At 67.5% G+C, this 10323-nt stretch carries 10 protein-coding genes, 1 tRNA gene and 3 pseudogenes; 5 read left to right on the plus strand and 9 right to left on the minus strand.

The features are described from left to right. Positions 1-15 precede the first annotated feature (15 nt). The gene (locus ROA7023_RS07275; protein WP_085878346.1) at positions 16-765 is read right to left on the minus strand and encodes a ChaN family lipoprotein; all 750 of its coding nucleotides are present in this window, start codon (positions 763-765) and stop codon (positions 16-18) included. Then, complete coding sequence (locus ROA7023_RS07280) at positions 762-1640, minus strand: RNA polymerase factor sigma-32 (protein WP_085878347.1); 879 nt, start codon at positions 1638-1640, stop codon at positions 762-764. The genes ROA7023_RS07275 and ROA7023_RS07280 overlap by 4 nt, the downstream gene beginning before the upstream one ends. A gap of 82 nt (positions 1641-1722) precedes the next feature. On the opposite strand from ROA7023_RS07280, the gene cobU reads away from it, so the two are divergent. After that, a complete protein-coding gene (gene cobU, locus ROA7023_RS07285; protein ID WP_085878348.1) occupies positions 1723-2259 on the plus strand; it encodes a bifunctional adenosylcobinamide kinase/adenosylcobinamide-phosphate guanylyltransferase in 537 nt (178 codons plus the stop codon). After that, positions 2256-2834, plus strand: coding sequence for a histidine phosphatase family protein (locus ROA7023_RS07290; RefSeq protein ID WP_085878349.1), 579 nt, complete (start codon positions 2256-2258; stop codon positions 2832-2834). Before cobU ends, ROA7023_RS07290 begins: the two co-directional genes overlap by 4 nt. A 9-nt stretch (positions 2835-2843) precedes the next feature. On the opposite strand, the gene puuE is transcribed toward ROA7023_RS07290, so the two are convergent. Both puuE and ROA7023_RS25005 read right to left on the minus strand, forming a co-directional pair. Further along, a complete protein-coding gene (puuE, locus tag ROA7023_RS07295) occupies positions 2844-4262 on the minus strand; it encodes an allantoinase PuuE (RefSeq protein ID WP_085878350.1) in 1419 nt (472 codons plus the stop codon). 61 nt (positions 4263-4323) lie between these two features. Next, a pseudogene (locus tag ROA7023_RS25005) lies at positions 4324-4541 on the minus strand (purine permease); the annotation flags it as partial. Between the two features lie 163 nt (positions 4542-4704). Between ROA7023_RS25005 and uraH the strand changes: the two are divergent. Beyond that, positions 4705-5046, plus strand: a complete 342-nt coding sequence (uraH, locus tag ROA7023_RS07300; protein ID WP_085878351.1) for a hydroxyisourate hydrolase — start codon at positions 4705-4707, stop codon at positions 5044-5046. A gap of 110 nt (positions 5047-5156) precedes the next feature. Here uraH and ROA7023_RS07305 read toward each other — a convergent pair whose 3' ends face one another. From ROA7023_RS07305 to ROA7023_RS07315, 3 genes are all read right to left on the minus strand, one after another. Next, positions 5157-6671: a YifB family Mg chelatase-like AAA ATPase gene (locus tag ROA7023_RS07305; RefSeq protein WP_085878352.1), complete on the minus strand. Its 1515-nt coding sequence runs from the start codon at positions 6669-6671 to the stop codon at positions 5157-5159. A 94-nt stretch (positions 6672-6765) separates the two neighbouring features. Then, positions 6766-7425, minus strand: a complete 660-nt coding sequence (locus ROA7023_RS07310) for a GntR family transcriptional regulator (RefSeq protein ID WP_085878353.1) — start codon at positions 7423-7425, stop codon at positions 6766-6768. Positions 7426-7455: 30 nt separating this feature from the next. Continuing rightward, on the minus strand, positions 7456-8151 hold the full coding sequence (locus tag ROA7023_RS07315; protein WP_085878374.1) for a M48 family metallopeptidase: 696 nt from the start codon (positions 8149-8151) through the stop codon (positions 7456-7458). Between the two features lie 128 nt (positions 8152-8279). Between ROA7023_RS07315 and ROA7023_RS07320 the strand changes: the two genes are divergently transcribed. Next, positions 8280-8627 carry a TIGR02300 family protein gene (locus tag ROA7023_RS07320; RefSeq protein ID WP_085878354.1) on the plus strand — a complete coding sequence of 116 codons (348 nt, stop codon included), beginning with the start codon at positions 8280-8282 and terminating at the stop codon, positions 8625-8627. Positions 8628-8716: 89 nt separating this feature from the next. Continuing rightward, positions 8717-8792: transfer RNA gene (locus tag ROA7023_RS07325), tRNA-Ala, on the plus strand. 410 nt (positions 8793-9202) lie between these two features. On the opposite strand, the pseudogene ROA7023_RS07330 reads toward ROA7023_RS07325, so the two are convergent. Together ROA7023_RS07330 and ROA7023_RS23715 are read right to left on the minus strand one after the other, a co-directional pair. Then, positions 9203-10001, minus strand: a pseudogene (locus ROA7023_RS07330) (IS5 family transposase). 205 nt (positions 10002-10206) lie between these two features. Beyond that, a pseudogene (locus ROA7023_RS23715) lies at positions 10207-10323 on the minus strand (IS5/IS1182 family transposase); the annotation flags it as partial.

Below are 10323 nucleotides of genomic sequence, written 5' to 3' on the forward strand. Positions count from 1 at the left end.
GCTCGCGGGAACGGTTCACCGGAAGACGTCGCAGGGGTCCTCGCGTTCGACGGCCTCGGACATCACGACCGCGTCGTAGGGCAGGCCGGGTTCCGCGCTGCCCTCCATCTGGCCAAGCGCGAAGACCCCGATCCCCGGCCGCGCCGAGCGCAGCACCGCCGGCACGCCCCAATCGGTCCGCGCATGCCCGTTGCCGGTGATCAGCACCACCGGCCCGCCGGTCTCGTCGAGCGCGGTCAACACCGCTGCGGCGAACGCCGCGTCGCGAAGGATCTGCGCCGCGACCATGCCCGGCAGCATCCCTTCCGGCAGGGCGCCGCAATGGGCCTCGGCCTGCCCGGCCTCGCGCACGGCCTGTTCCTCTGCGCTCACGGGGCGCAGCAGGTCCGGCGCGGCGACGACCGCCTCCGGCCCCTCCTCCATGGCGCGGATCAGGGCCTCGCGGGGGACCGCGCCGCCGTAAAGCGCGGTGCCCGGGGGCGCGGCCGCGAAGATCGGATAATACATCGTGAAGTCGGGCCAGGGGCTGTCGTCCCAGCCCAGCGCATTTTCCAGTGCGACCGGATCGGCCCAATCCACGCCGCGTCCAGCATCGGCCCGAGCGGGGCTCAGCATCTCGAAGACCAGGGCGGCGGGCGCGATCTCTGCCACGCGCTCGGCCTGGATCAGGTGGTGGGCGGGGTTGTCGTGAACCTCGCCCAGCACAAACACGTCCTGGGCCGCGGCGGGCGCGGCCCAGAGGGCAATGAGCAAAAGCCGGATCACACCAGGTAGTTCAGGACTTCGCGATTCTGGGTCTCGAGGCTCTTGCGCATTTTCCCGAAGGCTGCGGCCTCGAGCTGTCGGACCCGCTCCTTGGACAGGCCAAGCTCGGTTCCCAGCGATTCAAGCGTCCGGGGATCGTCGCGCATCTTGCGCTCTTTCACGATGAACCGCTCGCGATCGTTCAGCCCGCTGAGCGCGTGCAGCAGCCATTGCCGAAGCGTGTCGGTATCGTGGGAATTCTCCACCGTCTCCGCCGCCTGGGGGCCGCCGTCCTCGAGCGCCTCGATCCACTCCCGGCCTTCGTCCTCGGCCGATTGCGTCGCGTTGAGCGAGTAGTCGGACCCGGAAAGCCGGCCTTCCATCATCTCGACATCGTGCAGGGGAACCCCCACTTCGGTAGCGATCATCTGGCGCATCTTGTGCTTGTCGAGGCTTTCGCCCGCGGCCGCCGCCTCACGCTCCAGCCGGGCCTGCACCCGGCGCATGTTGAAGAACAGCGATTTCTGCGACGAGGTCGAGCCCGTTCGAACCATCGACCAGTTGCGCATCACGTAGTCCTGGATCGAGGCCTTGATCCACCACACGGCATAGGTCGAAAAGCGCACGCCCCGGTCCGGGTCGAACTTGTCGGCGGCTTTCATCAAGCCCAGCGACGCCTCCTGGATGAGGTCGTTCATCGGGGCCCCGTAGCGCTTGAACTTGGAGGCCATCGAGATCGCGAGCCGCATGTAGGCCGTGATCAGCCGATGCAGCGCCTGCTCGTCGCGCTGGTCGCGCCACGCATAGGCAAGCCGAAGTTCGGTTTCTGCATCAAGTAGTTCAGCTTTCATTGCCTGACGCGACAGGCTGTGATCTGCGGCTCCGTCAAATGCCATCGACTTCTCCCCGGTTGAATGTTCCTGACCTTCAAGTCAGTGATGCAAAGGTTTACGGGGGATGAACGTTCTCGGATCAAACATGGGTGCACACAAAACCTTGCAAAAACTCACATTGGTTCTAGGGGGCGCCGCCTCCGGCAAGTCCGCGTATGCCGAAAGCCTCGTGACCGGGACCGCGCGGCCGCGCGTCTACATCGCCACGGCGCAGGCCTTCGATATTGAAATAGAACGGAAAATAGAGGTTCATCGCCTGTCCCGAGGGCCCAACTGGACCACCGTCGAGGCCCCGACCGAGGTTGAGCATCCCCTGTCGCAGGCCAGCGATCACGATATCGTGCTTCTTGATTGCGCGACGCTCTGGCTGAGCAATCTTCTGCTGTCTGACGCGGATCTAGAGGGCGCACCCGCCCGGCTTTGCACCGCGCTCGCCGCCTGCCGCGCCCCGGTCGTCGTGGTCTCGAACGAGGTCGGGCAAGGGATCGTGCCGGAGCATGCGATGGGACGGACCTTCCGCGAGGCACAGGGCCGCCTGAACCAGGCCATCGCCGCCGAGGCCGACCTGGTGGTGGCGGTCATGGCGGGCCTGCCGCTGGTTCTGAAAGGCACCTTGCCGTGACGCGCTGGTTCTGGGTCCGGCACGGGCCGACGCATCAGACGGTGATGACGGGACAGCGCGACGTGCCCGCCGACCTGTCGGATGCCGCCGCAATCGCCCGGCTGGAGGCGATGTTGCCGTCCGATGCGCTGGTGATCTCGTCCGACCTGTTGCGCGCCCGCAGCACCGCCGGTGCCATAGCCGGGCGCCGCACCCGCCTGCCCCACGCGGCCGGCCTGCGCGAGTTCGACTTCGGCGCCTGGGACGGTCTCGCGTCAGAGGCCGTCGCCCGGCGCGACCCCTTGCTCTCGCGTCGCTTTTGGGAGGAGCCGGGGGACCTGGAGGCGCCGGACGGCGAAAGCTGGAACATGGTCGCCGCCCGCGTCAGCGCCACGGTCGACGCGCTGACGGCCCGGTTCGAAGGGCGGACGCTGGTCGCGATCGCCCATCTCGGACCGATCCTGACCCAGGTCCACCGTGCCCGCGGCGGCCGCGTCTACGATGTCCTGGCCCAGCACATCGAGCCGCTGTCGCTCACGGAACTGTCCGTCACGGCCGGGCAGTGGACCGAGCACCGGACCAACATCCGACCCTGAAGCCGCGGCTCAAGTCTTCAGGCTCTGTTCCAGCCGCAATCGCGCGATCCGCTCGACCTGCCGGCAGGCGGTGTCGAATTCCGTCGCGGTGTCATTGGCGATCCGCGTCTCGAATGCCGCGAGGATGCCGCCCTTGTCATGGTCGCGCACGGCGATGATGAAAGGAAAATCGTGCTTGGCCACGTAGGCCGCGTTCAGCTCCTCGAACCGCGCCCGCTCCGCATCGGTCAGCGCGTCGAGCCCGGCGCTCGCCTGTTCCGAGAAGCTGTCCTCCGTCAGTCGCTTGGCGGCGGCCAGCTTTCCGGCAAGATCCGGGTGCGCCTTGAGGACGGCGCGGCGCTCTTGCTGCGTCGCCGTCCGGAACACCCGGGCCAGGGCATTGGACAGGCCGGCGGGCGTGTCATGCGCGGCGCCAAGCTCCAGCCCGTGGGCCCTCTCGGCGATCCAGGGGGAATGTTCGTAGACGCCGCCGAAATAATCGACAAATCCGGCAAGATCCATCTCCGACGGGCGCACGCGCCGGCGCGGCGGATGGGTCGCGGACCAGTGCTCCGCGATCTCCAGCCGGCGGGCGAACCAGGCCCCGCCCCGTTTGGCCACGTGATCGAGAAAGCGGATCAGCCCCGCGATCTTGCCCGGCCGCCCGATCAGGCGGCAATGCAGCCCGACGCTCATCATCTTGGGCGCCCCCGCCGCGCCCTCGGCCAGAAGGACGTCGTAGGCGTCGCACAGATACTGCCCGAAATCCTGGCCCGTCACCCAGCCGGGCGCGGTGGCGAACCGCATGTCGTTTGCCTCGAGCGTGTAGGGGATAACCAGCTGGTCACGCTCGCCGACCCGGACCCAGTGCGGCAGGTCGTCGTCATAGGTGTCGGAGATATAGTCGAACGCCCCGGTCTCGGCGACCAGCCGCACCGTGTTCATCGAGCAGCGCCCGGTGTACCAGCCGCGCGGCGGCTCTCCGACCACCTCGGTGTGAAGCCGGATCGCCTCGGCGATGCTGTCCCGTTCTGCCTTGGGCGACATGTCCCTGTGCTCGACCCATTTCAGCCCGTGGCTGGCGATTTCCCAGCCGGCGTCCTTCATCGCCTCGACCTGGTTGGGCGAGCGGGCGAGCGCCGTGGCTACCCCGTAGATCGTCAGCGGGATGCCACGCTGGGTGAACAGGCGCTGAAGCCGCCAGAACCCCGCCCGGGCGCCGTAATCGTAGATCGATTCCATGTTCCAGTGGCGTTGGCCCTTCCACGGCTGGGCGCCGGGAATGTCCGACAGGAAGGCCTCCGAATGGGTGTCGCCGTGAAGGAGGGAGTTCTCGCCCCCCTCCTCGTAGTTCAGCACGATCTGGACGGCGACAGAGGCGCCACCCGGCCAGTTCGGGTGGGGCGGGCTGGCGCCGTGGCCATTGGTGTCGCGGGGATATCTTTCCATTGCGGAATATTGCGGCCCGGGCCCGCCGGTGACAAGCCCGGGCGTGGGCGCCTATCATGCGGACCACCGCGATCGCCGGGCCGATCATCGTGACGACCAGCCCGGAGCCCAGCGGCGTCGGATGCGCCCGATGAGGAAGCCGAGGACGGCATGAAAGCGCCCGCCGACCAGAACACCTGCAATCAGGTCTGACAGCAGCGCCACCCCCTGGGCTGCCAAACACGGTATCATGAGCGGGACGAAAGCGAAGCTCCTGCCCTGGACGATCGGTAACCGTGCGCTCGCGTCCGCTGCGTTCCATCGACCCGCGGCCCCCTTGCATTCCCGGGCCAAGAGGGGCCCGAATGGTGCGGCAGAAGATAACGGCCGGTCCCGCCCCGTTGCGGGGAGCCGGGGCCGGAATCGCACAGTGTCACATCGCCGTGATCAAATTGGAGGCAGAATGAGTGGCTACCTGACAACCCATGTTCTCGACACCGGCCGGGGCGTGCCGGCGGAGGGGCTTGAGATCGAGCTCTACCGGCTGGGCGCTGGGCGCGACAAGCTGGCCCGGAAGGTGACGAATGCCGACGGGCGCACGGACGGACCGATCCTGCCCCAGGACGCGTTCGAGACCGGCACCTACGAGCTGGTGTTTCACGCGGGCGATTATTTCGCGCGGAGCGGGCAGACGAAGGCGTTTCTCGACGTGGTGCCGCTGCGGTTTTCCATGTCGGAGGCCTCGCATTTTCATGTGCCCCTGCTGTTGTCGCCGTTCAGCTACGCCACCTATCGCGGCAGCTGACCTGCCCGCCTTGACCCGCCTGCCCTGACTTGGCGGAGGCGCCTGCGGCGCCACAGGTCTTCCCGCGCCGCCCTTGCGGGCGGTGCGGCGGCTGGCGCCCGGGGCCGCTGTCAGGCGTCGCGGGAGAGGGTGAGCCGGTAGCTGATCGCCTCGGCCACGTCCGAGCGCCGGACGGCCTCGGAGCCGGCGAGGTCGGCGATGGTGCGGGCGACCCGCAGGACCCGGTGGTAGCCGCGCGCCGACAGGCCGAACCGTTCGGCCACCCGGGCCAGCAGGGCACGGCCCTCCTCCTCGGGTGTGGCGATCGCCTCGAGCAGCGATCCTTCGGCATCGGCATTGGAGCGCACGGCATCGTGGCCACCGAATCGATCGGTCTGGATCGCCCGCGCGGCCGCCACGCGGGCGGCGATCGTGCCGGACCGTTCTCCGGTCGCGGGCAGGTCGAGATCCGCATAGGCCACAGGCGGCACCTCCACCCTCAGGTCGAAGCGATCCATCAGCGGGCCGGAGATCCGGTTCATGTATTCCTCGCCGCACTGCGGGACCCTTGCGCAGGACCGTTCAGGCTCGGAGAGATAGCCGCATTTGCAGGGGTTGGCCGCCGCGATCAGCATGAAGCGGCAGGGATACCGCACATGGGCATTGGCCCGAGAGACCACGACCTCTCCGGTCTCGATCGGCTGGCGCAGGGTTTCGAGCACCTGCCGCGGGAACTCCGGGAATTCGTCCATGAACAGCACCCCGTTGTGGGCGAGGCTGACCTCGCCGGGCTTGGCGCCCCGGCCGCCACCGACGATCGCGGCCATGGACGCGGTGTGGTGCGGCTCTCGCATCGGGCGGCTGCGCGAGATGCCGCCCTCGTCCAGCAGGCCGGCGAGGGAGTGGATCATCGAGGTCTCGAGCGCCTCCTGCGCCGTCAGGTCGGGCAGGATTCCGGGCAGCCGAGCCGCGAGCATGGATTTGCCGGAGCCCGGGGCGCCCACCAGAAGCAGGTGATGGCGCCCCGCCGCCGCGATCTCCAGCGCCCGTTTGGCGCGTTCCTGGCCTTTGACCTCGGCCATGTCGCGGCCGGCTTTCGCGCCGGCGACCTCGCCCGGTGTTGCGAAGCCAAGCGGCTTGCGGCCCGAGAGGTGGCCGATCGCCTCGCCCAGCGTGCGCGGGGCCACCACGTCGCAGGCGCCGACCCAGGCCGCCTCGGCCCCGCAGCCGGCCGGGCAGATCAGAGCCCGCCCCTCGGTCGCCGCCGCGACGGCGGCCGGCAGTGCGCCGAGCACCGGCAGCAGGCCGCCCGAGAGCGACAATTCGCCCAGCGCGGTGACGCCGGCGACCTTGTCCGCGGGCAGGATGTCGATTTCGGCCAGCAGGGCCAACGCGATGGGCAGGTCGAAATGAGAGCCCGCCTTGGGCAGGTCGGCCGGCGAGAGGTTCACCGTGATTCGCTTGGACGGCAGCGCGATCGCCATCGTTCCGAGCGCGGCGCGCACCCTTTCCCGAGCCTCGGAGACCGCCTTGTCGGGCAGGCCCACGATGGCAAAGGCCGGCAGGCCGGCCGAGACGGCGCATTGCACCTCGACCGTGCGGGCCTCGATCCCGTCGAACGCCACGGTGTAGGCCGTCGCAACCATCGTACACTCTTTCCACCTTCGGTTCCGGGATTGGTTAACAGGCGGAAGGTTTAGGAATGGTTAACCAAGATAAATGCACAGCCGCCCGACGGGGTCAGCCGCGCAGCATCCGCAGGCCTTGGGTCGCGTCCGTCCGGACGGCCAGCCGAAGCCCCGGTTCGTCGCCAGCCCGCAGGGCGGCAAGGATCAGCCGGTGGTTGTGCGGCGGCTCGCTCCGCCGCAAGCGCGCATAGAGTGCGGCCATCGTCGGGCCGAGCTGCAGCCAGACGGTCTCGGCCATGGCGAGCATCGCCGGGGCCTGGGCGCGCAGGTAGAGTGTGCGGTGAAACTCGAGGTTCGTCCGGATGTAGCCGGTCGCGTCGTGCCGGGCGACCATGCGGGCCACGCCGTCGTTGATGTTCTGCAACCGCTCGATCAGTGCCAGGTGCGCCCGTGGCAGTGCCCGGCTTGCCAGCTCCGGTTCCAGCAAGGCGCGAATCGACGCCAGCTCCTCTATGCGATCGTCCGAAAGCTCAGGCGTGGAGACCCGGCCCGAGGACGACAGCGACAGGGCGCCCTCGGCGACAAGGCGCCGGGCGGCCTCGCGGGCCGGGGTCGTCGACGTGCCGAATTCCTTGCCGATCCCCCGCAGGGTCAGCGACGCGCCGGGCAGGATCTCGCCATGCATGATCCGAAGCCGCAGGGCGCGGTAAACCCGGTCATGCGCCGCCCCTGTCGGCGCCGAAACCTCGGGGGAGCGGGTTTGCAGCAGCATGGGTCGAGTGTGCCGCCGCCAGCCCCGCGGTCAAGCCCCTTCGAACGAGACCCGGTGCAGGCGGCTGCCGTTCTCGCGCAGCCATTTGCGCGGGCCTCCGTAGCCCGGGCAGAGCCGCGCGACCACGGCCCAGAAGGCGGGCGAGTGGTTCATCTCGGCCAAGTGCGCGACCTCGTGCGCGGCCACGTAGTCCAGCACCTCCGGCGGGGCCATCACCAGGCGCCAGGAATACATCAGGTCGCCGGCCGAAGAGCACGACCCCCAGCGCGAGCGCGTGTCGCGCAGGGTGATCCGCCCATACTTGCGGCCCAAGGCTTCGGCATGACGGTCCGAGGCGTTGGCGAGCCGGTCCCGCGCCGCGAGCTTGAGGAAGGCGGCCACCCGCTGCGCCACCCGCGCCGGGTCGCGCGGCACCAGCAGCACCCCGTCCTCGATCCGGGCGGACCGCACCGCGGCAGGCGTGATCGGCAGGTCGCGCCCCTCGAAGGGAATGGTCCCGTCCGGCAGCACCTTCTGCATCCCCGCCATGTCCGACAGGTGCCCGCGCAACCAGGCCTCGCGGGACCGGGCGAACCTCAACCCCTCGCGCTGGCTGACATGGCCCGGCAGGGTCAGGGTCACGCGGCCGTCGAGCTGCGAGACGCGCAATGTCATCCGCCGGGCGCGGGCCGAGCGCCGCAGCGCGATATCGATAGGGGGGTTGCCTACTCGCAGAGTTTCGCCCATATCCGCCATTCCCGCGCACCGGAGCCTGGGTTTCCGCCACCGCTCCGGTGTCTATGCTTTTGACACCGCCCCGGCCTTATGGCAGGGGAGCGCGATCCGCCGCAAGATGCCGAAGAAAGAGAGCCGACATGCCCAAGGAAGAGTGGGGAACCAAGCGTCTATGCCCAACCACGGGCAAACGCTTCTATGACCTGAACCGGAATCCGATCGTCAGCCCCTACACCGGGGACGTCGTGAACATCGACACCGGCAAGACCCGCACCATGGTCGCCGATGCCGAGGACGCCCAGTCCAAGAAGCCGGAGACCGAAGATACCGAAGAGGAACTGGTGCTCGACGACAGCGACGACGACGACGACGACGACGATGACGCCGATGTGGATATCGGCGACGACGTTCTCGAAGACGATGACGACGACGATACCGTTTCCCTCGACGAACTGGCAGATGTGCCGGGCGAGGACAGCGACGATTGATATCCGGCATGCCGGGGGCGGATTTTTCGCTTGATCTCCCCCGGGCCGCTTCGTAAAGAGCGGCACGTCGCGACAACGCGACACAAGGCGGGGCCTTAGCTCAGTTGGGAGAGCGCTTGCATGGCATGCAAGAGGTCAGGGGTTCGACCCCCCTAGGCTCCACCAAAACTCCATTCCAGATACGCTTGGACGGGCTGACCGTGCTGTAAGTGCTTCTCCACAGTCCTGCGGACTGGTGCTGTGGTCTTGCCGTATGCTCTCGCTGCCTCGATCCATGCGCATGGGTTGAACGTGGATCCCGGGCGCTGCGCGGCTCTGTCCCATGACGAGCGGGTGAACCGCCCGACGCATCGCCGAGGGGCGGCGCCCGTCCCGGCAAACCCGCCTGTCGCGAGGCGCTGGCCCACCGCAACGACTGGCGTTTCCCCAAATCGGCCGCGCGGTCCTCCGCAGCGGCGGCAGGGCGCTGACTTGTCCCGTGCAGGCAGACTGACGGAACCTGCACCGATGCACCTCAAGGGCCGGTGGCTTCGATCAATCAGAAAGCTTGTCCGCGACGCCCCTAGGCTCAGGATTCATAACCAGTAGATGACGAGTGCGGCGAGGGCGATAGCCGAAAGGAATACCTTCGGGCACCGGTCATAGCGGGTCGCCACACGCCTCCAGTCTTTGAGTCTTCCGAACATGATCTCGATGCGATTGCGCCGCTTGTATCGGCGTTTGTCGTATTTGACCGGCGTCTTGCGTTTCTTTCGGCTTGGGATACATGCGCGTATCCCCTTGCCCTGCAAGGCTTCTCTGAACCAGTCAGCGTCATAGCCGCGATCCCCGAGTAGCCATTTGACGGTCGGTAGGCTGCTGAGCAATGCGCGCGCGCCGATGTAATCGCTGACCTGTCCGGCGGTGACGAACAGGTCGATCGGTCGTCCCTGACTGTCGCAGATGGCGTGCAGCTTGGTGTTCATGCCGCCTTTGGTTCGACCGATAAGACGACCACGCCCCCCTTTTTGGCGGCCATGCTGGTCGCCGTTCGATGGGCCTTGAGGTATGTCGCGTCCACTGCCCGGCAGGGCATCACGCAGTGATGTCCCGAGAGGGGATCATCACGGTCTCCTCTTCGCCGTGTTCCGCCGCCAGCCCGGCCATCATCCGGGCGAAGATACCTTTCTCGCTCCACCGCTTCCACCGGCTGTAGAGCGACTTGTGCGGTCCGTAGGCTTCCGGAGCGTCTCGCCAGCGCAAGCCATTGCGGTTGATGAAAATAATCCCGCTCAAAACCCGCCTGTCATCGACCCGAGGCTTACCATGAGGCTTGGGGAAGAAAGGGGCCAGACGCGCCATCTGCGCGTCGGTCAGCCAGAAGAGATCGCTCATGTCACCGCTCCCTTTTTCGAAGCCGTGAATCATGCGGTGCAGCGGAAATCAATGCATCCTGAGCCTAAGGCCTTTGGCTCAGCTATCTTTCGCAGGAAGAAGTAACACCCCAATCCCCAGATGGCCAAAGCGGCCAGAATAATGGCGAGACTGCTTTTTGGTGGTGGCGTTGGACTGGCGACTACGTTTCGTCTAGGCTCAGGACTCATAGCCAAAAGATCACGGTTGCGGCGAGAGCAATGGCCGAGAGGAAGACCTTGGGACTTCGGTCATAGCGCGTGGCGACGCGCCTCCAGTCTTTCAAGCGTCCGAACATGATCTC

The sequence above is a fragment of the Roseisalinus antarcticus genome (genome assembly GCF_900172355.1).
In the GTDB taxonomy this organism is placed as follows: Bacteria; Pseudomonadota; Alphaproteobacteria; order Rhodobacterales; family Rhodobacteraceae; genus Oceanicola; species Oceanicola antarcticus_A.

Excerpts from the sequence above, each read along its gene's own strand:
- ROA7023_RS07280 (WP_085878347.1), bottom strand. The coding sequence starts at position 1,640 with ATGGCATTTGACGGAGCCGCAGATCACAGCCTGTCGCGTCAGGCAATG.
- ROA7023_RS07315 (WP_085878374.1), bottom strand. The coding sequence starts at position 8,151 with ATGGGCGAAACTCTGCGAGTAGGCAACCCCCCTATCGATATCGCGCTG.
- ROA7023_RS07305 (WP_085878352.1), bottom strand. The coding sequence starts at position 6,671 with ATGGTTGCGACGGCCTACACCGTGGCGTTCGACGGGATCGAGGCCCGC.
- cobU (WP_085878348.1), top strand. The coding sequence starts at position 1,723 with ATGGGTGCACACAAAACCTTGCAAAAACTCACATTGGTTCTAGGGGGC.
- uraH (WP_085878351.1), top strand. The coding sequence starts at position 4,705 with ATGAGTGGCTACCTGACAACCCATGTTCTCGACACCGGCCGGGGCGTG.
- ROA7023_RS07310 (WP_085878353.1), bottom strand. The coding sequence starts at position 7,425 with ATGCTGCTGCAAACCCGCTCCCCCGAGGTTTCGGCGCCGACAGGGGCG.
- puuE (WP_085878350.1), bottom strand. The coding sequence starts at position 4,262 with ATGGAAAGATATCCCCGCGACACCAATGGCCACGGCGCCAGCCCGCCC.
- ROA7023_RS07320 (WP_085878354.1), top strand. The coding sequence starts at position 8,280 with ATGCCCAAGGAAGAGTGGGGAACCAAGCGTCTATGCCCAACCACGGGC.